Genomic DNA, 22,659 nt, shown 5'->3' on the forward strand with positions numbered 1-22,659 from the left:
GTTATTCCATTAATAACCAGCCGACTCTGCTATGCTTACCTTCATACCATCAGTCAACTTATCAGCCCCATCAACAACCACTTGTTCGCCAAATGACAATCCTTTTTGGATAACGGTTTCATCACCATGTACGACTCCTGTTTCTATCGGCTGGATCCGGACAGTAAAATTAGGGTTTAATCGATAGACAAAGTTACCGTTGTTACCATGCTGGATTGCTGCCGTTGGCACGACTACGGCATTATTCAAAGTAGTCACAAGTAGTTTTGCATTTACAAACTGGTTTGGAAAGAGCTTATTCCCTTTATTTTCAAAGGTTGCCCTTAGCTTCACTGTTCCCGTCGCCGTATCAATTTGGTTATCGATAGTAAGCAAAGTCCCTGTCGCGAGTAATTGCTTTTGCTGACGATCATACGCTTCAACTTGAATGTTTCTCGCCGTAAAGGCTCGTGGCAAAATTCTTGCAACATCCTCTTCAGGGATAGTAAAAATAACGGTGATTGGGTTTAAGGTTGTAATCACTGCGATACCGGTTGGATCAGTCGTTTGCACGAAATTACCCGGATCAACCAAACGCAAACCTATTCGTCCATCGATAGGAGAAGTAATTCGGCAATAAAGTAAATTCACTTTCGTACTTTCAATCAAACCCCGATCAATCTCTATTTGGCCTTGGTATTGCCTTACCAACGCCTCTTGGGTTGCCAGGGTTTGTTGCGAGATAGAATCTTGTTTCCATAAGCGCTGGTATCGCTTAAGATCGACTAACGCATTAGCCAGCAAAGCCTGGTCACGTATTAATTGGCCTTGGTACTGGGTAAGCTGGGCAAGTAAAGGCCGCTGATCAATTTCCGCAAGCAAATCTCCTTTTTTTACAAACTGTCCCTCTTTAAATAAAACCTTCATTAAAAGCCCATTGATTTGGGTTTTTACCATGACAGTGTACGTGGCGGTTACATTGCCTAATGCTGAAATATAAACTGGAACATCGCTCGTGTGTGCAACAGCTAAAGTAACTGCGGGAGGTTTTTTTTCCTCTTCGGGTTTGGGATGTCGGAATTTAATAAAATAAACAAGCAATAATATTACTAATAAGAATAGAAGCCACCAAAGCGGAGAAGAGCGAGAAGGAGTTTCGGACTCAACTAATGGATCTGAAGGAATTTGATCTTCCGGAGATAGCGGTTCATTCATTCGCTTCTGCTGTCCCTCGCCCAATAAGTTATTGTTATTTGTGCATTCTATACCTTTAACTGACGAGTTTACAGATGCAGGGATTTGACGACTAACCCCAATTTTAGCGATACTGACTAACAAAACTTATTATAAGGGCCGGTCATGATTTACCAAAATATCTTAGGGACAATTGGCAATACTCCCGTAGTCAAAATCAATCGTTTAAGTAAGGACTTATCTTGCGAACTTTATGCTAAATGCGAATTTTTCAATCCAGGCGGCTCTGTGAAAGATCGCATCGGTTACGAGATGGTAAAAAATGCTGAACGCAACGGGCGTATCAAACCAGGCGACACTCTAATCGAACCGACTTCAGGGAACACAGGCATCGGCATTGCTTTAGCCGGAGCAGTAATGGGCTATAAAGTTATCATTACCATGCCCAATAAAATGAGCCAAGAAAAACAGGCTGTTCTCGAACGCTTAGGCGCAACCATCTATCGCACACGGACTGAAGCGGCCTGGAATGATCCTGATAGCCATATCTCTTTAGCCAAAGAGCTGCAACGTGAAATTCCGAATTCCCATATCCTTGATCAATATTCAAACCCTGATAATCCCAACGCACACTACCATGGAACCGCACAAGAAATCATTGATGATTTCGGCAAAGACTTACACATGATCGTCGCCGGAGTTGGAACAGGAGGTACGATTAGCGGGATTGCTAGGCGCATGAAAGAATATAATCCGGCCATCACAATTGTCGGTGTTGACCCCATCGGCTCGATTCTAGGCGGGGGAGATGAGGTTAAACCTTATCATGTCGAAGGGATAGGTTATGATTTTTTCCCAGATGTTTTGGATAACAGTCTTATTGATACTTATATCAAAACAAATGACAGCGACTCTTTTCATACAGCACGACGCTTAATCCGCGAAGAAGGGTTACTCGTGGGTGGTTCTTCCGGAGCAACGATGTGGGCTGCTCTGCAAGCAGCAAAATCCCTGCAAAAGGGGCAAAAATGTTTAGTCATTCTACCCGATTCTATTCGGAATTATATGTCAAAATATGCAAGTGACGAGTGGATGAAAGAGCAAGGCTTTCTTTAAGAAAAATTCAGGCAACCTGGTTGGCGATTTAGCGGCAACCAGGAAATGAACTTAAATAAGGCAACTTAAAGGGAGAAACAGATCTAGTTACCCTTGCGGAAAGAGGCTGACCTATTACTAGGAGAATTTGTAAGAAACGTTCTCCACATTCTCGTAGACTGAGTGATCCAGTTGTCCGATACTTATTGCTCGGGCGATAGCATGCACTAATTCTTTAGTGATTTGATCGTCATACTTTCCTGAAGGTAGGTTGATGGCTTCTACGCCACGGGCCCGTGCGATCGCTTTTTCAAAGAAATCCTGGTTACCGTGTTCAATGCCAACTTGCTTTACCCGACCCTCAAGGTAATCACTCTTTTTCATGCCTTCAATATAGATATTCATGAGATCATCTTTAGTCAATTCGCCGTTAGCAACCATGAGCTGCAACCGAATTGAGGTTTGTTCAAATTCTTTTACCAGTGCTTCGTCCGCTTTGGCAATCTTCGACAAAATCTCAGTTAAATCAGGATCTTCTGAATTGTTTGCAGGATTAAAAATAGGGGTAGAGGGCTCTATGCGGTTTGCGCCTACAATTCCTTTTTTGGGGTCAAGCAGGGCAAAGTTTTCCGGATTGCTCACTTTAGGTAAGTAATGTTTGCTCTGTAATTGCACAGTAATTGGACTGCCTTTAGGCTCTTTCATTTCTGAATTGTAATCACGAGTTAGCGGTAACTCTTTGTTCGGCTCAACCAATTGCACTCTAATCGGTACGCCAGTTGTGTTGGATAATGCAGCGATAGCCGTCTCATCAATCCAGGTATTTGGTTGGCGCATAGTTTGCGGATCAGTCCCTTCTGTTTCATCAGCAAAAGCACCACGATATATTTCTGGGTGCTTGCATAATTCATCCACCGTTGCTTGGCGCAAAGCAAAAGCAATCTCTAAAACAAATTTAGCGCGATTAACCGGGGCTTCCACTAATTTTTTTAGGCGTTCTACAGGGGTCAGTAGACGTGTAGGTGTATTTTGCTGAGGGAAATAAATGGAGTGGAGTTTAAGCAGGTAGTTTGCTAATTCTTGATTTTCGCGAGCCGGTCTTTCCAAAATATTATCAACCATTGCGGTGGCAGCTGCTCTAAAGCCACAGTCACCAATACCACCAACATCAATAAAAGCTGGTTTTTTGGGTTGATAAAGCGGAGCACCAGCTGGTACCCTATTGAAAAACCCTGATTTACTCCGCATGGTATTCCCCCGCGTCTTCTCTTTCACCTTGAACACTAGTTACATTTTAATCGATTTAGATTAAGGAATTATTAACTAAAGATTATAATGCGTAAATCAAAATAAGATAGTCTAAGTTAGGAACAATATGTGCGGATAAAATGAATAACCTCAGCAAAAAATTCTGCATCCCAAATATCATTGTGACCTTTATTTTTTAGTATTATCAGACGCTTAGGCTTATTTGCTTGATTATATAAGCTCAATCCTTGCGCAAAAGGAATAATTTGATCTTGTTCGCCATGCAAAATAAGTAAAGGGGTGTTAATATTCGCTATTCGCACTAAAGAATCAAATTTGTCCCACGGTTCAATGAATACCCAGGGATAATGATAACGCGCAACAGCAGCTAATGAAGCGAGAGGAGATTGCAAAATTACCGCGCAAGCAGGAAATTCTGATGCCATTTTTGTTGCTACAGCAGTCCCTAATGATTCACCATAAAGCACTAAATGATGCGCTGCAACACCTTTTCCTTGTAAAAAATGCATCGCAGTGCGCCCATCCATGTATAAACCCTCCTCTGAGGGATTGCCTTTATTTCCGCCATAACCACGGTATTCGAGAAGTAAGACTCCGAATCCATCAGCAAGAAACTGGCGCACTAAAGGCATCCGATAACCTATATGCCCCGCATTTCCATGCAAATACAATATGGTGGGCTGGTTTTCACTAGCAGGTTTATACCACGCATTCAAATAAAGGCCATCTGGTGTTAATAACTGCAACTGTCCCATATCATCTGCATGAAATTGAATACGTTGCGGCATCTCCTTGGCAGGAAAATAGATCAGGTGCCTTTGCAATAAGTACATGAGTAATAGAGTGATTAGTACGACAATTAAACCAACCACAAGAAGCTGTTTTATCATGGTTTAAATAACCCTCAGCACTTTGATAGTTTTTACTGCCCACTGTACGCAAATTTCCCTTTCATTTCATCATGCCCTCCGGGAAACTGCATTTCAACTCTAATCAAGAGGGTATGCAATCGTTCAGCTAGATGAGCTACCATATTAATATACTCCCCTGACTCTGAGTGGCCATGTGGCTCATACTGTCTTTCTTGGTTATTACCGCTATTATTCTACTCTTCTATTCCCCCAAGCAGCAGAAAAGAAAAATCAGACGTTGGCAAGATGCATTGGCTATTAGCAAGCATTTAGCTGTATTTCAACAGCTTTATGCGGATGTTAACGGATTCGCTTTATCCAAGAAAGCAAGGCTTGGTGGAGATGCTTTTGAATACGTTTATGGTGAAATTGAATTTGAATCTTTCACTGCGCTGTTATCACTGTGCCACCCAAATTCATCAACTATTTTCTATGATTTAGGGAGCGGTACAGGCAAAGCAGTATTAGCCTGTGCTATGGTTTTTAATGTAAAAAAAAGCTGTGGCATCGAACTCTTCTCTTCCCTTCATCAAAGCGCTGAATTACAAAAGCAGCGCTTGAGTGAAATCCCTGGCTACCAAGAAAAAGCAAACTGTATTGAATTTAAGAAAGCTAATTTTTTGCAAGCCCCGTTTAATGATGCTTCCCTAGTCTTCATTAATGCCACCGCTTTCCTGGGCGAAACTTGGGATGACATTTCGAAATGTGTTGAGCAAATTAAGCCTGGCTCATTAATTATTACTACATCAAAAGTCTTAACCTCCGATTTATTTGTTTGTTTATACGTGACCAAGGTGGCCATGAGCTGGGGCATTGTTGATGCCTTTATTCAACGGCGTCTTTAGATTAAATCAGTCAAAATAAGTAGTTTAAGCGTGCAAAAAAACAATTCTTCGCAGAATTCTCAATGGATCCATTAAGAAAGATTGCATTGCAGATTAAAATATTGATACAGTTATTTGATAACATTGAATAATTTCTTTACCCGTCTATACTGAAAGTAGAGTGGTAAAAGAAAAGTCAACACCTGTTGTGTCTTGGTGATGACGCCCCAAGAACGCGGCTAACCGAGGTGGGTATGATTAAATCGGAACTCATTGCAACCCTTGCTGCAAAAATGACACATCTTCCTGAAAAACAGGTAGCTGACTGCATTAACCGCATTCTCGAGTTAATGAGCGAAGCACTCATTCAAAACAAGCGGATCGAAATTCGCGGTTTTGGCAGTTTTTCCCTGCACTACCGGCCACCACGCAATGCTCACAACCCTAAAACGGGTGAAAAAGTCGTTACTGAGGCCAAATACAGCCCTCATTTTAAACCCGGGAAAGAACTTAGAGAAAGAGTTGATGCTTCGCGTGCGAAATTCCCGTTAAAAGACGAGGAATAGGCACCGTCATCGAGTTACGAAACCAAATCATCTCATCAAGTTCGTGGCAAGGTCACACCTGTTTGGCCTTGATATTTGCCGCCTCTATCTCGATAAGAAACAGCGCACACCTCATCGGACTCCAGAAACAACATTTGCGCAACGCCTTCGTTAGCGTAAATTTTTGCAGGCAGCGGGGTTGTGTTTGAAAACTCCAGAGTCACATGCCCCTCCCATTCAGGTTCTAAAGGGGTGACATTTACAATAATTCCACATCGCGCATAAGTCGACTTCCCTAAACAAATAGTCAACACAGTGCGGGGAATACGAAAATATTCAACTGTGCGCGCTAAGGCGAATGAATTTGGAGGAATAATACAAACATCTGATTTTACATCCACAAAACTATTTTCATCGAATGCCTTTGGGTCAACAATCGCTGAATTAATATTTGTAAAAATCTTAAATTCATTCGCGCAGCGCACATCATAACCATAACTGGATACTCCATAGGATATGATTCGGCCTCCATCCATTTCGCGGACCTGTCCAGGCTGAAAGGGAGATATCATCCCATGCTCCAATGCCATTTTTTCTATCCATCGATCTGATTTAATTGCCATGAAGGACCCCGTTCAATTACTTGAAAAAATACAACCTTCTACCACAAACTGCCTCTTAGTGGAAGTTAAAATTTTAGTAATCAGATATCGCAAAACTGAGCCTAGATGCCTTCCACACTAACAGGACATTCTCTTATTGTTTTGAGTAACAGGCAGCCAAGCATATGCAGATCATTTCTCCGCTATCTTTCGCAATAACTCCCCGAGTTCAATTGGCATCGGGAACACAATTGTCGAAGTATTATTATTTGCTAGAGCGGTTAGGGTTTGCAAATAACGTAACTGCATCGATTGTGGCTCTTGAGCAAGTACTTTTGCAGCTTGAAATAATTTTTCTGAAGCTTGTAGTTCACCTTCTGCATGGATGACTTTCGCTCTTCTATCGCGTTCGGCTTCTGCTTGTTTCGCGATAGCACGTATCATGCTTTCATCTAAATCAATATGTTTTATTTCCACATTGGAAACTTTAATGCCCCAACCATCGGTTTGCGCATCTAATATTTTTTGTATATCGGAGTTTAACCTCTCTCGCTCGGCTAACATTTCATCTAACTCATGTTGCCCCAATACTGAACGGAGTGTTGTCTGGGCGAGCTGGCTAGTCGCTTCAAAATAATTTTCCACTTGAATAATCGCTTTCTCAGGATCAACTACCCTGAAGTAGAGAACGGCATTCACCCGCACTGAAACGTTGTCCCGCGAAATCACATCTTGGCTGGGGACATCCATTACCACAGTGCGCAAATCAACACGAACCATTTGCTGCACTACAGGAATAAGAATCACTAGGCCAGGGCCTTTCACGCGCCAAAATCGGCCAAGCATGAAAACCACTGCACGCTCATATTCTCGCAGTACTTTAAAAGTTGACATGAGCAAAAATACACAAATAATGACTAAAAATCCAAAAAAGATACTCATCTTTATCTCCTAATTTTGGGCTCACGTTTTCATCAAGAAACTAATCTCGCTTTCGAAGCTCTCCAAATCCATCTTGACTCAAGGAGCATTAATTTCTTCCACTTCAAGTTGCAAGCCTTCAGCAGCGATAACTTTTATCGGCTTATCGGCCGCAACTGGTTTTTTTGCATGCACGCTCCAAATTTCCCCTCTGATTACTGCTTGCCCATATGTATCAATTGCACCTAGTGCACGGCCTTGTGCGCCAATTAAGACCTCTACCCCATGTTGCACCTTGCGTTTCCTAGTCTTAATCATCATAGTAATTAATGCGAATAAAATGATGAGATTAGCTACTGCCATTGCCCCAATGGCTGACCACGCAATTTGATACGATTCTGAATCTGTACTAATCAATAAAATTGACCCCATAATAAAAGCAATAGTACCCCCGATTCCAAAAGCACCAAAACTGGGTGCAAATGCTTCACCGACAATAAAAGCTAAACCAAGCGCAATGAGCGCCAATCCTGCATAATTGACCGGTAACAACTGAAAGGCATAAAGTGCAATTAGAAAGGAAATCGCACCAACCACACCTGGTAACATATAACCTGGATTGACTAACTCAAAGAAAATTCCATAGATGCCCAGCAGTAAAAGTAGGTAAGCTACCGTGGGATCGGTAACCACTTCTAAAAAACGAGTTCGCCAATCAGGAGGGAGGCTAACTATTTCTGCTTTTTCAGTTTTCAATTTTATTTTATGACCATCTTGCGACACTACTTTTCCATTGAGTTGTGCTAACAAATCGCTCCGATCCTTTGCAATAAAATTGATTACTTTAGCGTGCATTGCTTCATCCGCAGTCATGGTAGCCGCATCTTGTACCGCTTTTTCAGCAAACACTGGATCCCTATCACGCAATTGAGCAAGGGATCGAATGTATGCGATAGAATCATTCGTCACTTTTTTCTCCATGGTCGTTTTTGGAGTTGATTCACTTTGGCCGCCCATTGCAGAGCCTATGTCAACTGGGCTAGCTGCACCCAAATGTGTACTAGGCGCCATTGCTGCCACAGTGCCAGCATAGACTAAAAATGTGCCTGCACTCGCTGCGCGCGCGCCACTTGGTGCAACATAGACCACGACAGGAACTTTTGAGCTTAGAATATCTTGTACAATTTGTCGTGTTGATTTATCTAAACCACCAGGAGTATCAATAGTAATTAGAATTAATGTCGCATTGTGAGCATTGTTAATTCCCCGTGATAGATAGTCTGCTGTCGCAGGTCCTATTGCTCCTCTTACCGTTAACTCAACAATCCTACCGGCCCAACTGAATGGGGTTAAGAGAAGTATTAAACCAATTATCATTATTAAGCGTCGCAGATTGCTAACTCCCATTATTCATACAACCTTTTTACTCTTTGTATGTGGATAAGCATAGCAGTAATTTATAGGCACCCGCGGGTTTAACCGCGGGAAAAGTGAGGCAAGTTAACTTATTAAGTGGATTAAAAATACACACCAATTTGAGCAATTAATGCATCAGACTTACGACCTGTACCAAACGTTGGCAGATTCACTAAACCAGGTGGAGCAATACCATTAGCAAATTGGTAAATGTTATAGTCAACATCATGACGATATTCGAGACTCTCAACTGTATCTTTCCATATCGAAATGTTGAAAACGCCACTAAAACGATGTTTAGGCAAGTGTAAAGCCAGGGTATCTTTTGACCATTGGTAACCCAATCCAAGCGAGGCAGGCTTATTAAAGGCCATAAAGGTTACACCTCCCTCGAACTGCGCTGCTTGTGGCTTAGCTCCTCTATAATTGAAGCTCAAATCTTGGAATCTGAATCTTCGAGACACACCTACCCATTCCGCAGTCAGACTGTACCGATCGAAGCTAACATTACCATGAACATTAACACCAGGTACTTTATGGATTAACTCACTTCCATTTGTATCGGAAGCAAAACCTCCAAATGTGGTGAAAGGCTGTGAACCATTATCTTGCATTCCAGTTGAGTCAGTTATGGAGCTTATATATCCCGCCCCTAAATCACCAGAAAGTTTACCTGACTTAATGGTGTAACCTAAGTTTACACCACCTATACCAGAGTGCCCTAGGTTGGTGTCGGATTTAAATCCATAAACAGCCGCGTAAGGCCCCCAATCATTTTGGGATTTATACCCGAGGATAAATGGTCTCGCCTTGGTTCGTGCTAAGCGTTGGGGCAGGGTAGAGCTGATCATTGAGCTTGAGTAGCGGCCAAAGGGAACAAACATTTGACCTGCGGTGAAATACAATGGTGATTTATCTAAATTACCAATGTTTACGAAGCCCATATTTAAGCTAAACGCTGAGTTAGATACCCGCTGTCCAACTGGAGGCGGTGTTTCATCATAAGCCATGGATATAAATGCTTCGACTTTATCATTTAAAGCCGCAGCAACATCCAGCTCGCTGGAGCCTAAATTGATATCACTGGCATATTTGCCAACATAAGGATGGTCGATAATCGCAACCGGTTCTGCTTTTCCACTGATAGAGATAATCGGCATATTTGGTTTTGGGTATCCAAGGCTTTCGTAAGCACGGTATAGCCGCCGTCGTTGCTCCATTAACCGAATATCACGATTAATACTCGAAATATTCACAATATAATCGGAGCCATCGAAAGCAGGCCGTTCTCCAAGATAGGGTGAACTAACTACCGGTGTTCCAGCGATATAGCTAATCACTCGTCCATCCGCAATTAACGCTGTAGGATAAAATCCTTTTACCTTGTGGTCTTCATGGGCGGTGTATACTGTTAGTGGACTGACATGGACAGTTTTGCCCTTCTTAGTTTCTGCTGGGGTTGTAACAGGCTGTTGATTTTTAGATGTTACATCACCCTTAGCAGCTACTTGGGGACCTTTTTTCACTACAGGTGATTTTTTCGTTATACTCCGTTTTACAGCTGCCTTAGCTGCCGGTTTTATAACTGATTGAGCAACCAATTGCTTTTGCAAACGATCCAACTGGCTTTGCAATTGTCTGGTTTGTTCTTGTAAGCGTCGAATTTCCTGCTGAAGCTCTTCATTATCAGCGGCAAAAATTGAGCTGGACAAAGCAGAAAGTGCTAATATTAGGGCTTTATATTTCACACAACGTACTCCTAAATTATTTTTTTGCTTCCTGATTTAAAGTGGAAAGATCCGTCTCATTTTTTATTCCAACTGAGCTTTAATTTCGAACTATGTTCAAGAGAAAAAGCTCCAATAGAATAACTAGGGTTGGCATTTTTCTCAATCTCAAAGTTCAAATTTAAATCAAATTTTGTATAAAAAAGGATGCTTTTTGAGCCAAGTTGCAGCCAATGTACTTTGAATTCGAACTTAGTGGTCAGAATTTGTCAATATTCCGTATATCTTTGATATAAGAAAGCCCATTGAGCATGGGCTTAAAATGATTTTGACTTTGAAATTAAATAACGTTTCCGACCCAGGTTGCGCCAAAATAAGGGCCGTACAGTCCGAAATCGCTGCTAGCAATATGGTTGGTCACTCCAAAAGGCCTTCTTGTTTCCAATGCGTTAAAATAATTGATTGCTTGAAAACCACCTTCGAGATTAAGTGTCCCTTCAATCCATTCGTGGGTATATTTGAGACCTAATTTTGCTTCCATAGTGGGTACCACTATTCTTTGGCTATGGCTATCAATCGCATTGACCACAAAACTTGGACCAGAAATATATCCTGACACATAGCGATTTACGCCATAGAGAAGGGAAGTTGCAGCGTTACCTGTTACACTGAAACCCTGAAATAGGTTATAAGCATAGTCTACCCCTACAACTGGGCCAACACCCTCAAAATCAGCATTTTGGAATCGTTGTAAACTTGAAACTGATCTTCGAACAAGTCCAGGAGGTACTACTAAAAATTGATTTGTAGTATCAACTCGGATTTTACCGAACTGTAAGCCGCCGTAAAAACGCACTTTTTTCCATGCGCTCATATCAACATGCTGACCAAGCACTAAGTTAACCTGATCAAACTGATTTTCAAGGCGCAATCTGAATGGCTCGAACGCAAAAGCGAACGGGATTTCTCCAGCATAGCCATTTCGATCTGAATTCTTATCATAATGAATAAAGGTCATTGTGATGTCGTTACCGGTATGAAAATGATATGACCCTTGTATCCGGTATCCCCATCCCCATCTGGGCCTGACACTGTTAAAACCATGTTCTGGATTGAATTCGTAACCTTTGCCATTAGTATAAGTTGGCTGCAAATAAAGCGCCTGTGCCCCAATGTCCCACTTTTTTGCTTCGCAAGGCACTGTTACATCACCTGGAGTGCACGAAGGGGCAGGTGCAGGGGAATACATTCCAGCGGAGGCAAAACCACTCACAGCCAAGCTGAGAATTGCCAAGGTTGTTTTTTTCAACATGATCACTCCGTTAATCTAAAAAAAAGCCCATCAACTGGTGATGGGCTTTAAATACAGCATAAGCCGGCAAATTATACAAAGTTACCAACCCACTTAACACCAGCGTAAGGACCGTTGAAGGCAACGTTGCTTGAACGCTCTTCGAAGCCCAAGTGACGGCGGAAACCAAAGCCATCAACGATAGTGCCATGGTTGAATACAGTGTGTCTAGCATTGAAGTAGTTAACCCACATGTAACCAACATCCAGAGTTAAATCACCTGATGCCATAGCATAAGTGTATTTAGCACCCAGTTTACCTTCCAACTCAGGAACCATAATAGTTCTGTTGTGGTGAGTGCTGAACGCACCGAAGCCAGCTGGTGCAAATCCAGCGCCTGGAAGACCTAGGAATCCAGGGAATACAGGGAAGCCTGCAGCAACTGGAACTAGTGACACAGGGAATGCTGGGTCGAATTGGAATGAAGGTCTGCTAGAACCGATCAACAAGGAAGTTGCACCGTTTGCATAGACGCTGAAGCCATTGCCAACCATGTAGCTCATGTCAGCACCGAAGCGAGGACCGAAACCGTTGAATCTTGCTTCGCGGTGATCGCCAAAGTTGTTGAAACCGAAGAATCCAGCACCGAATCCAGGACCAAATCCAGCAAAGCCAGCTCCGAATCCGCCTAAACCGAATGCACCAAACCCGTTGCCATTGCGACGGTGGTCAGCGATTCTAGCGTATTGAACACCACCGTGGAAGCGGATAACTTTCCACTCGCTGAAATCAACGTGTTGGCCGAGCTCAACGTTAACAGCGTCCCAACGAGGACCTCTGTTACGGTTATTGTCCCAACCCCAACCATTGTGGTGGTGGTTATCGTCGCTGTTGGTTAGGTGGTACCAGTTAACATTAATGTCGTTACCAGTGTGGAAATGGTAAGAACCTTCTAATTTGAAGCCCCAATTCCAGTCATTACGCCAGCTGTTATTCCATCGAGTCTCGCTGAAAAAGCCAGAATCGAAGCTGTTGCCGAAACCACCCCACCAGTTAGCATTGCCGTTGGTGTAAGTAGTATCTAGGTAAAGGGCTTGTACACCGAAATCCCAAGCAGTTCTTTCGCAAGGAACTGTGACATTACCAGGGGTACAAACAGGACCCATGGTGCCAGCAAATACTGCACTGCTGCTTAAAGCAAGAACAGCTACCGCTGTTTTCTTCAAATATGACATGCTTCATCTCCACTTTTTTATTATTAATTTCCCGTTTAGCCGTCAAACCACATCATGGGATTGACCACAGTACGCAATCATCGCTCTATCCGAGAACGTACATAGGCAGATTATCAAGTGCTACTTTATCAAAGTCAACACCATTTCCACAAATTTTCTCTATTAATTCGATAAATTATTTAGCTTTGAGGTCAACAATGTTTCTTTTGTGCTCACAGTAATTAATTCGTCACCATTCATTTGAGCTAGTTTATAAGCTTAATAGACTAAAAAAGCTTAGACTTAGGTGCCAATTAATTTTTCAAGCTATTTAACTATTTGGAATCAATAGGTTGACTAAACTTGCATTACTGTATCAGAAAAGAAGTGATGTAGACAATATTTATTAAATGGTTCTTTGCCTAAAAACTCCCACTTTGAACAGGATAAAAAAATAAAACAGAGCAAAATAATTACCTCTCCCATACTATCTCACAGGAATGATTCGCGGATTCAACAGTGGAGAATGACGACCTGATTCCATGGATAAACAGGGGAACGTTGACTTTAAAGAGACGTAATTTTTGATTTTTTGCTACACAACGAGAAATTATTCCCTGATGCGATTTATTTAATAATTTTAACCACTACCCGACGGTTCACTTTCTTCCCGGCTTCGGTATCATTGGGTGCAGTGGGATTTTTAACCCCATACCATGTCACTGACAGGCGAGTTTCATGTATACCTAGGCTTATTAAATATTCTTTGACGGCTTTTGCTCGAGCTTCCGATATCGCATTGTTGTATGATTTACGTCCCGTATTATCTGTATACCCTGCAATTTTTACTTTTTTTACTAAATGATCAGCTAAACAATATTGAGCAACTTTTTGCAATTGTTGTTTGGCGGTATCGCTTATCTCGAAGCTATCTGATTCAAAAAACAATGTCGAAATTCGCACACTAGTGAAATCAAAAGGCAATAAATTGCCTAAGCAACGTTGATAACGTGAATAGACTTCCTGAAAGTGAATGGGTGATAGCGATACCGATACAGGGAAACCCTGTTCTGATAGGTATTGAAAGCTGGTTTGGTATCCTTCATAGAGATAGTTTAGTAGCTTGATTGCAGGCTCTCTCGACAAATAGATTGCATATTCGCCTGGATTCACTGATGTTTTAGTGATTAAGTATACCTGCTTTCCTGGTTTCCATACCGGCGGCTTAGCGAAAACCACCGCAGAACGTTGTTTTGCAACTTGTTGCCAGTTGGTAAGAATGAAATGCGCTGGCTTTGCCGCATATTGCTCAAAATAAGCAATGCCGTAATTAGGCACAGTTAAAGACAAACCACAACGTAAGCGATTTCCAGTCATCCGCCAATTTTCTTCACCCATAGGACTTGTGTAATAGAGTGTAACAGGGCCAGCTAAACTGACTGGCGCAAGGATAGACAGCATTATTATTCTTAAGCAAAAGAATACATTAACCTTTGCATTTTCGATTAACTTTGGTATGTTCAGAAAATCAATTCTTTGCTTTTCCTGCTGCACTCTCACTAGAGGAAATTTACGGACGATTCTTATCTTGCTTGCCTTTGAGCAAAATAAAAACACACTTAGGAGGGCTAAAAACTCATTTGTTGTGAGTGTAGGTACCATTTTTTGCTCATCCAGCTTAGAACCATGTTATCCTTTGCGGTATCGGCAAACTTACCGGAACCTTTAATGTGAAAACCTTAACTATTACTCGCCCTGACGATTGGCACGTACATTTTCGCGATGGATTAGTTTTACAACACACCGCACCAGCAACCGCCCGCTATTTTTCACGTGCATTGATTATGCCTAATTTAAAACCGGCACTTACAACGGTAGACGCCGTAATTGCCTACCGTGAAAGGATTTTAACTGTCTTAGGAAACGATTTTGATTTTACCCCTTATATGACCCTCTATCTTAATGAGAATGTGTCCCCTCAAGATCTCGCAAGCATTAAAACTTTTCCATACATCTTAGGGGCAAAACTCTATCCTGCTGGAGCGACAACGAATTCCGAGGAAGGGGCTCGTTCATTAACCGCGCTCTATCCTTTATTTGAAATCATGCAGCAACAAAATCTGGTATTGCAAATTCATGGCGAGGTAACGCGGGGGGATATTTTTTACCGCGAAGCTGAATTTATTGAGAGTTGTTTGGCTCCATTGTTACGTGATTTTCCTAGACTACGAATTGTTCTTGAACATATTTCAACCCAAACTGCTGTCGATTTCGTTATGCAATCTCCTCATAATGTAGCAGCGACCATAACACCCCATCATTTATTTTATAATCGCAATGATCTATTAGCTGGAGGAATAAGACCTCATTATTATTGCTTACCGATTCTAAAACGGGAAAGTGATCAGCAAGCCCTGCAAAAAGCGGCAATAAGTGGCAACCCCAAATTTTTTGCCGGAACGGACAGCGCCCCACACGCTAAAGCAAATAAAGAAAGTGCTTGCGGCTGTGCAGGCATTTATTCAGCACCCTATGCTATTGCCATGTATACTCAAATTTTTGATCACCTCGGTAAATTGAACAAACTTAATGCCTTCCTTGGCCAATTTGGCTCTGAATTTTACCAGCTTCCACTTAACCAATCAGAACTAACATTAATAAAAACGCCACAATCCGTTCCTGAAACGTTGCCTTTAGGAAATGAACGAGTAGTGCCGGTAGCGGCTGGAGAAAATCTGGAATGGAGTGTTTATGAGTCGGCGTGATCACATTTTGTGTGAGGAACTGAAAGATAGATTTCGTGGTTTTTTGCCAGTGGTAGTTGACATCGAAACTGCAGGGATTGATCCACAAAAAAACGCACTTCTGGAAATGTGTATTGTTTTAGTGGAGCTCGATGAACAGGGTTTTTTTGTTCGCGGTTCAACTTATTTTGAGCATATTTTACCCTTCGAAGGCGCTGAACTGGATAAAAAATCGCTTGAATTTATCCAAGTAGATCCCTTCCAACCCCTTCGTTTCGCTATTGAGGAAAAACAAGCATTAGAGAATTTGTTTGCACCCGTTAATAAAGCTCTAAAAAAGACTCAATGCCAACGTGCTGTGTTAGTAGGTCATAATGCTTGGTTTGATTTACTATTCATCAAAGAAGCCGCCAAACGAACTGGAATTACCTCTCCTTTTCACGCATTTACCTGTTTCGACACCGCAACTTTAGCAGGGTTTATTTACGGACAGACGGTTTTGGCGAAAGCAGCACACGCTGCAGGGATTGATTTTGACACTAAGGAAGCTCATTCTGCCATTTATGATGCGGAAAAAACTGCAGACTTATTTTGCGCCATGGTTAACACCTGGCGCAAAATGCATTCAAGCTAAATTATAAATTATCAGAATGTTCAGCAAGGTATTGAGCAACACCCTTAGGAGAAGCTTTCATGCCTGCTTTTCCTTTTTGCCAACCTGCTGGACATACTTCTCCATGCTCTTCGAAAAATTGTACAGCATCAATGATTCGCAATAATTCATCAATGTTGCGGCCAATCGGTAAATCATTAACAATTTGTGAACGAACCATGCCATTTTTATCAATGACGAAAGCACCGCGAAAAGCAACACCAGCCACTGGGTGCTCAACACCATAAGATTGACAAATTGTATGAGTGACATCCGCAGCCAGAGTGAACTGAACGGGGCCAATGCCTCCATCTTTGATTGCGGTATTACGATAAGCATTATGAGTAAATTGTGAATCGATAGAAACAGCAACTACAGCAACACCCCTTGCTTTAAATTCGTGCATACGGTGATCAAGAGCAATTAATTCTGAAGGACATACAAAGGTAAAATCGAGAGGGTAGAAAAATACTAGACCGTATTTGCCTTTTAGTTCCTCATGTAAATTAAATTTATCAGTGATCTCACCATTACCTAGTACAGCAGGAACTGTAAAATCTGGGGCTTTTCGTCCAACCAAAACACTCATCTATATTCTCCTTGGTTAAGCAATGTATTTTCTTATGATTATGATGCTTATTTCACGATGATACTGCTTCTCGCAATAATGGCTCCAATTCGCCTTGTTGATAAAGCTCCATGATAATATCGGAACCCCCAATCAACTCACCCTTGACATATAGCTGGGGAAAAGTAGGCCAATCAGCATATTGTGGTAATGTCTGACGGATGTCTGGATTGGCAAGAATATCCACGTAAGCAAAGGTTACACCGCAAGCATCAAGGCATTGTACAGCACGCGCTGAAAAACCGCATTGGGGCATTTTCGGAGTACCTTTCATGTATAATAATATTGCATTTTCAGTAATTTGCTTTTTGATTTTCTCAATTGTATCCACCAGAGCACCTATAAAAAATAAAAACAGTCCTAATTATGGCGAAAATAAGGTCAATTAGCAACTTAGGCCATTTTCCCTAACACAAAAAAGAAGGTTTATCTCTAACTTCTTAAAAGATGAATCAACTAGCAAAAAATAAAAGCCGAATTTTAGTCGCTTGCAAACAAGATAGATAAAATTTAGAGTAACAAGCTCTATGTGTTTCAAATGATATCTTTCATTATAAATTTCTTACGGTATTTTCAGTTTCCTATACCTAATTTTTTACTCAGACATTTCATGGAGCTGACCTGGTACTTATAATGAATCCTGATAAACTTATCAATTCAACTACTATAGGAGATTTTTATGGCATTTACCCTACCAGCTTTGCCTTACGCAAAGAATGCGTTAGCACCTTATATTTCCGAAGAAACTTTAGAGTATCATTATGGGAAACACCATAATGCCTATGTCACTAACCTTAATAAACTCGTTGATGGTACAGAATACGAGAATTTAAGCTTAGAAGACATCATTAAGAAAACGCGCTCTGGCGGAATATTTAATAATGCAGCCCAAATTTGGAATCATACCTTTTATTGGCACTGCCTAAGCCCCAAAGGTGGAGATGAACCGACAGGGAAATTAGCTGACAAAATTGCTAAAACATTTAATTCTTTCAATGAATTTAAAGAGCAATTTACTCAAACTGCTATTGCGACCTTTGGATCTGGCTGGGCCTGGTTAGTCCAAGATAAAGATGGCGCACTTAAAATTATCAGCACCTCTAATGCTGGAACACCGATGACGGAAAACCAGCAGGCATTATTGACTTGTGATGTTTGGGAGCATGCCTATTATATTGATTACCGTAACGCGCGCCCGGAGTACCTAAAAGCATTTTGGTCTCTGGTTAATTGGGATTTCGTCGAATCTAATTTGCTCTAAACTGGAATTAATATGGCTTAAAAAGGTCTGTTTTTGAGCAAGACAAATTGATCCTTTTGCCTTCGAGCGCGGTAACAATTTGCTAGCTTCTGCGAAAATGGGATTGCTTCTCGAGCTACCAAACAGAGGAGGCAAGCCATTTTCGCTAAGATTGCAGCATTGTGGGCACGCTCCAGAAACAGACAGCCAATACCGCAAGAGGTCTAATGAATGATAAGGAGTTTTTTATGGCACTAATCACTAGTTATAGCCCTTTACCGATATCCTTCACTCATGGCGAGGGGGTATGGTTATATGATGAACAAGGTAAGGCTTATCTGGATGGATTAAGCGGTATTGCCGTTTGTGGTTTAGGCCATGCACATCCTGATGTTACCCGCACAATACAAAAACAAGCCGAGAAATTACTCCATACTTCCAATGGTTACCATATTGTAGAACAAGAACAACTTGCTGAAAGATTAACTGCTTTAGCCAATATGGAGCAGGCATTTTTTGCTAACTCTGGTGCTGAAGCCAATGAAGCGGCAATTAAACTTACCCGCTTATACGGTCACAAGAAGGGCATTGAGACACCATCAATTATTGTCATGGAACGTGCATTTCATGGGCGAACCATGGCAACCTTAACTGCATCCGGTAGTCGCAAGGTCCAAGCGGGATTTGAACCATTGGTTCCGGGATTTATTCGCGCACCATTTAACGATATCGATGCTATCCGTACTATCGCAACCAATCGTGATGATGTGGTCGCAGTGATGATCGAACCGATTCAGGGTGAGGGAGGTATTTTTGTCGCTGAAGACTCCTACCTGAGAGCCTTAGCACAACTTTGCAAAGAACATGAATGGCTACTTATCCTTGATGAAATTCAAACAGGTAATGCACGTACAGGTAAATTTTTTGCCTATATGCATGCTAACATACAACCTGATATTGTCACTACAGCTAAAGGTTTAGGTAACGGCATTCCTATTAGTGTATGTTTAATGAAAGAAGCTGCATGCGACCTTTTTAAACCTGGTAACCACGGCTCAACGTTCGGCGGCAATCCGCTCGCGTGTGCAACTGCGTTAACTGTTTTAGATGTCATTGAACGAGATAATCTTTGTGAGCAAGTTACCCAAAAGGGGATCCTTTTGAGAGAAAAGCTCATGCTAGAACTAGGTAATCATCCAAACGTACGGGGCATCCGTGGGCGAGGTTTTATGTTAGGTATCGAGCTTGATAGGCCAGCGAGTGATGCCCGAAAAATAGGACTTACCAATGGACTGCTTTTTAATGTGACTAACGATACTGTCATTCGACTTTTACCGCCGCTGATTATTAGTGAGGAAGAAATCGACGAATTGGTTTCAAGATTAAGTAAAACCATTCATCAGTTTATTGAGAATACCTAACATTCCTAGTAGTCGACAACCCTTCACCTATTCCTCTTTGGAGGAATAGGGTGAGTTATGGCTTATCGATTCTCCCGCTGACGAACCACCTCATATAAACATACCCCGGTTGCAACAGAAACATTCAAACTTTCCACGCTACCTAGCATGGGCAGGGAAAATAGTCCATCACAATGCTCTCTCGTTAATCGGCGTAAGCCTTCACCTTCCGCGCCCATCACTATGGCAATTGATGAGTGACAATCAATATTATAGAGGGTTTCAAATGCTTCACCGGCTGCACCATAAACCCATACCCCTGATTGTTTAACTGTTTCTATCGCTCTAACTAAATTAGTTACCCGTACAACTGGGATAGATTCTGCTGCTCCACAGGCAACTTTGCTGACTACCGGTGTGATACTGGCACTTTTATCTTTGGGAATAATCACAAAATCTACACCAGTTGCATCGGCTGTCCTCAGGCAAGCACCTAAGTTATGAGGATCAGTGATTCCATCTAAGATCAAGAGTAAACTTGGCTGTTTGCAAGCCATAAGCAAATTAGGAAGATCACTCTCATTATAATCTCGTAAATTGCCAGCAATCGCGACCACGCCTTGATGAGCAATGTCAGCGAAGCGCTGATTCATTTTTTGTTGCGGCAATTTTTCCACGGGAATCTGCCGCTCAATGGCTAAATCAAGAAGATCCTGCAGCCGTTTATCGGTTCTTTCTTGATTGATATATACTTTCTTAGTTTGTCTGTGAGGATTGGTTAACAAAGCGGACACCGCGTGAATACCGTAAACATAATGCTCAGTCATCGAAAATTCCACTTTCTGCTGGTTCAAAATCGATTTTACGCTCATCCAAATCAACTCGGGCGACTAATACTTTCATCTTATCACCAAGACGATAGACATGGCCGCCACGCTCACCAACTAAACGATGTTTAATGGCATCAAAAGCATAGTAATCATTACGTAAAGAGGTAACGTGCACTAAACCTTCCACATAAATATCATTCAGCTCGACAAAAATGCCAAAGCTGGTTACAGCTGAAATAGTGCCTTGAAATACCTGACCGAGCTTATCTTGCATGTATTCGCATTTTAACCAAGCAACGACTTCGCGCGTTGCCTCATCCGCACGTCGCTCCGTGAATGAGCAGTGCTTACCTAAGCGACTCATCTCTTCAGCAGTGTAATGGAATTTTTCTTCTATACCCTCCTTATCAATCAGATGCGCGATGGCCCGGTGAATCAATAGATCAGGGTAGCGCCGAATCGGTGAGGTAAAGTGTGTGTAAGCAGAATAAGCGAGACCAAAATGGCCATCATTTTCTTCGATGTATTGAGCTTGCTTTAAGGAGCGAAGCATGACCGTTTCAATTAAATGTTTCTCCGGTCTATTTTCTATGGACGATAAAACCTTCTGGAAGTCTTTAGGATGAGGCTTTTTACCACCGCCCAATTGCAATCCAAGTTCACCAAGAAATAATCGTAACGCTTCAATTTTATCTTCATCTGGCGTTTCATGGACACGATAAAGAATAGGTAATTTTGCTTTTTCTAAAAAACGTGCTGTAGCTACATTAGCCGCAAGCATGCATTCTTCAATCAAGCGATGTGCGTCGTTACGGATGATCGGGACAATCCGTTGAATTTTTCGTTTATCATCAAATTCAATTCGAGTTTCTGTAGTCTCAAAATCCATTGCTCCACGGAGTTTACGCGCTTTTAATAAAGTTATGTACAATGCATGAAGAGATTGCAGTGAGGGCCATAATGCCTCATGTTGAGCATCTGTATTCCCATCCTGTAACCATTGGGCTACCTGCGTATAAGTTAACCGAGCGTGAGAATGGAAAACCGCACGATAGAAACGGGAACGGCTTATTTTCCCATCAGGAGTTATTGCCATCTCAGCAACTATGCATAAGCGATCGACATGTGGGTTAAGCGAGCAGATACCGTTCGATAGTGCTTCGGGTAACATAGGTACCACTCTACTTGGGAAATACACGGAGTTACCACGCCGCGCAGCTTCTTTATCTAATTCAGAATCAACAGTCACATAATGACTGACATCGGCAATTGCCACATAAAGTTGATATCCGCCTTTAGGTTTTTGGTAACAATAAACGGCATCATCAAAATCCTTAGCATCCTCCCCGTCAATGGTAACAAAAGAAAGATGCCTTAAATCAGCACGGCCTTCTAACTGATCAGCAGTGACTTTTTGAGGAATTTTAGCCACTTCAGCTAGCACTTCTTCTGGCCACTCCGCGGGAATACCATGTGCATGTATAGCAACCTCAGTCTCCATTCCTGGGGCCATATGCTCACCCAGAATATGAATTACTTTGCCGATTGCTTGATTACGCTTGCTTGGAAACGCAATCACTTCTGTCAATACCATTTGCCCGTTTTTAGCCCCAGCAGCAAACTCTAAAGGGATGGAAATATCTTGAGTCAACCGCTTATTATCAGGAATGACAAACCCAACACCATGTTCAGTGAAAAAACGGCCTACTACAGTCGCATTGGCATGTTCGATTATTTCATGTATTTTCCCTTCCGGTCGGCCGCGCCGATCAACACCTGATTGGTAAGCAAGTACGAGATCACCATGCATTACTGTTCGCATTTCTTTGGCAGATAAGATCATATCCTCTCCACCTTCCTCCGGGATAAAAAACCCATATCCGTCCGGATGGCCTTGTATAGTGCCTCGTTGTAAATTAATACGACCCAACAAACAGAAACGACCGCGACGATCCAGCATAATTTGCCCGTCGCGCAGCATTGCTTTTAAACGGAAACCCAACGCTTCTTGCTCGCTTTCGCTTTCTACCTCAAGTCTAGCCATTAATTGATTACGAGTCATAGGACGACCAAAGTCTTCCATCTCTTGCATGATCAATTCGCGACTGGGTATGGGTATCGCGTACTTTTCTTTTTCCCTTTTATAGAAAGGATCCTTTGATTTTTTGCTCACTTTC

At 42.0% G+C, this 22,659-nt stretch carries 21 protein-coding genes; 7 read left to right on the forward strand and 14 right to left on the reverse strand.

The genetic code is table 11. The features are described from left to right. Nucleotides 1-9: 9 nt before the first annotated feature. On the reverse strand, nucleotides 10-1,194 hold the full coding sequence (locus tag LMI_RS14120) for an MdtA/MuxA family multidrug efflux RND transporter periplasmic adaptor subunit (RefSeq protein ID WP_052679597.1): 1,185 nt from the start codon (nucleotides 1,192-1,194) through the stop codon (nucleotides 10-12). Nucleotides 1,195-1,338: 144 nt separating this feature from the next. Between LMI_RS14120 and LMI_RS14125 the strand changes: the two genes are divergently transcribed. Further along, on the forward strand, nucleotides 1,339-2,289 hold the full coding sequence (locus LMI_RS14125; protein ID WP_045100359.1) for a pyridoxal-phosphate dependent enzyme: 951 nt from the start codon (nucleotides 1,339-1,341) through the stop codon (nucleotides 2,287-2,289). A 117-nt stretch (nucleotides 2,290-2,406) separates the two neighbouring features. On the opposite strand, the gene LMI_RS14130 is transcribed toward LMI_RS14125, so the two are convergent. Further along, on the reverse strand, nucleotides 2,407-3,516 hold the full coding sequence (locus LMI_RS14130; protein ID WP_045100360.1) for an OTU domain-containing protein: 1,110 nt from the start codon (nucleotides 3,514-3,516) through the stop codon (nucleotides 2,407-2,409). Between the two features lie 116 nt (nucleotides 3,517-3,632). Then, entirely contained in the window at nucleotides 3,633-4,427 is a 795-nt protein-coding gene (locus LMI_RS14135) for an alpha/beta hydrolase (RefSeq protein ID WP_045100361.1), read from the reverse strand. A gap of 173 nt (nucleotides 4,428-4,600) precedes the next feature. On the opposite strand from LMI_RS14135, the gene LMI_RS14140 reads away from it, so the two are divergent. Further along, nucleotides 4,601-5,293, forward strand: a complete 693-nt coding sequence (locus LMI_RS14140; RefSeq protein ID WP_045100362.1) for a class I SAM-dependent methyltransferase — start codon at nucleotides 4,601-4,603, stop codon at nucleotides 5,291-5,293. Nucleotides 5,294-5,526: 233 nt separating this feature from the next. Next, nucleotides 5,527-5,838, forward strand: a complete 312-nt coding sequence (locus tag LMI_RS14145; protein WP_045100363.1) for an integration host factor subunit beta — start codon at nucleotides 5,527-5,529, stop codon at nucleotides 5,836-5,838. Nucleotides 5,839-5,873: 35 nt separating this feature from the next. Here LMI_RS14145 and dcd read toward each other — a convergent pair whose 3' ends face one another. The 7 genes from dcd to LMI_RS14180 form a co-directional block, all read right to left on the reverse strand. Further along, the gene (dcd, locus tag LMI_RS14150) at nucleotides 5,874-6,440 is read right to left on the reverse strand and encodes a dCTP deaminase (RefSeq protein ID WP_045100364.1); all 567 of its coding nucleotides are present in this window, start codon (nucleotides 6,438-6,440) and stop codon (nucleotides 5,874-5,876) included. Between the two features lie 171 nt (nucleotides 6,441-6,611). Beyond that, nucleotides 6,612-7,313 carry a slipin family protein gene (locus LMI_RS14155; RefSeq protein ID WP_416419520.1) on the reverse strand — a complete coding sequence of 234 codons (702 nt, stop codon included), beginning with the start codon at nucleotides 7,311-7,313 and terminating at the stop codon, nucleotides 6,612-6,614. Nucleotides 7,314-7,439: 126 nt separating this feature from the next. Next, on the reverse strand, nucleotides 7,440-8,717 hold the full coding sequence (locus tag LMI_RS14160; RefSeq protein ID WP_231852184.1) for an NfeD family protein: 1,278 nt from the start codon (nucleotides 8,715-8,717) through the stop codon (nucleotides 7,440-7,442). A 140-nt stretch (nucleotides 8,718-8,857) separates the two neighbouring features. Next, nucleotides 8,858-10,504, reverse strand: coding sequence for an LbtU family siderophore porin (locus tag LMI_RS14165; RefSeq protein WP_045100366.1), 1,647 nt, complete (start codon nucleotides 10,502-10,504; stop codon nucleotides 8,858-8,860). A 319-nt stretch (nucleotides 10,505-10,823) separates the two neighbouring features. Beyond that, nucleotides 10,824-11,795: an Lpg1974 family pore-forming outer membrane protein gene (locus tag LMI_RS14170; RefSeq protein WP_045100367.1), complete on the reverse strand. Its 972-nt coding sequence runs from the start codon at nucleotides 11,793-11,795 to the stop codon at nucleotides 10,824-10,826. Nucleotides 11,796-11,866: 71 nt separating this feature from the next. Beyond that, a complete protein-coding gene (locus LMI_RS14175; RefSeq protein ID WP_045100368.1) occupies nucleotides 11,867-13,009 on the reverse strand; it encodes an Lpg1974 family pore-forming outer membrane protein in 1,143 nt (380 codons plus the stop codon). A gap of 606 nt (nucleotides 13,010-13,615) precedes the next feature. Then, the gene (locus tag LMI_RS14180; protein ID WP_045100807.1) at nucleotides 13,616-14,449 is read right to left on the reverse strand and encodes a flagellar protein MotY; all 834 of its coding nucleotides are present in this window, start codon (nucleotides 14,447-14,449) and stop codon (nucleotides 13,616-13,618) included. Between the two features lie 269 nt (nucleotides 14,450-14,718). Between LMI_RS14180 and pyrC the strand changes: the two genes are divergently transcribed. Both pyrC and rnt read left to right on the forward strand, forming a co-directional pair. Further along, nucleotides 14,719-15,753, forward strand: a complete 1,035-nt coding sequence (gene pyrC / locus LMI_RS14185; RefSeq protein WP_045100369.1) for a dihydroorotase — start codon at nucleotides 14,719-14,721, stop codon at nucleotides 15,751-15,753. After that, the gene (gene rnt / locus LMI_RS14190) at nucleotides 15,740-16,366 is read left to right on the forward strand and encodes a ribonuclease T (protein ID WP_045100370.1); all 627 of its coding nucleotides are present in this window, start codon (nucleotides 15,740-15,742) and stop codon (nucleotides 16,364-16,366) included. Before pyrC ends, rnt begins: the two co-directional genes overlap by 14 nt. Nucleotide 16,367: 1 nt before the next feature. Here the strand turns inward: rnt and LMI_RS14195 are convergent, their stop codons facing one another. Further along, entirely contained in the window at nucleotides 16,368-16,973 is a 606-nt protein-coding gene (locus LMI_RS14195) for a peroxiredoxin (RefSeq protein ID WP_045100371.1), read from the reverse strand. Nucleotides 16,974-17,025: 52 nt separating this feature from the next. Beyond that, entirely contained in the window at nucleotides 17,026-17,343 is a 318-nt protein-coding gene (grxD, locus tag LMI_RS14200; RefSeq protein WP_045100372.1) for a Grx4 family monothiol glutaredoxin, read from the reverse strand. A gap of 348 nt (nucleotides 17,344-17,691) precedes the next feature. On the opposite strand from grxD, the gene LMI_RS14205 reads away from it, so the two are divergent. Together LMI_RS14205 and LMI_RS14210 are read left to right on the forward strand one after the other, a co-directional pair. Further along, complete coding sequence (locus LMI_RS14205) at nucleotides 17,692-18,273, forward strand: superoxide dismutase (RefSeq protein ID WP_045100373.1); 582 nt, start codon at nucleotides 17,692-17,694, stop codon at nucleotides 18,271-18,273. A 227-nt stretch (nucleotides 18,274-18,500) separates the two neighbouring features. Then, on the forward strand, nucleotides 18,501-19,673 hold the full coding sequence (locus tag LMI_RS14210) for an aspartate aminotransferase family protein (protein WP_045100374.1): 1,173 nt from the start codon (nucleotides 18,501-18,503) through the stop codon (nucleotides 19,671-19,673). A 62-nt stretch (nucleotides 19,674-19,735) separates the two neighbouring features. Here LMI_RS14210 and rlmB read toward each other — a convergent pair whose 3' ends face one another. Beyond that, nucleotides 19,736-20,479 carry a 23S rRNA (guanosine(2251)-2'-O)-methyltransferase RlmB gene (gene rlmB, locus LMI_RS14215; protein WP_045100375.1) on the reverse strand — a complete coding sequence of 248 codons (744 nt, stop codon included), beginning with the start codon at nucleotides 20,477-20,479 and terminating at the stop codon, nucleotides 19,736-19,738. After that, entirely contained in the window at nucleotides 20,472-22,655 is a 2,184-nt protein-coding gene (gene rnr / locus LMI_RS14220; RefSeq protein WP_045100376.1) for a ribonuclease R, read from the reverse strand. The genes rlmB and rnr overlap by 8 nt, the downstream gene beginning before the upstream one ends. Between the last annotated feature and the right edge of the window lie 4 nt (nucleotides 22,656-22,659).

The organism is Legionella micdadei, from assembly GCF_000953635.1.
In the GTDB taxonomy this organism is placed as follows: domain Bacteria; phylum Pseudomonadota; class Gammaproteobacteria; order Legionellales; family Legionellaceae; genus Tatlockia; species Tatlockia micdadei.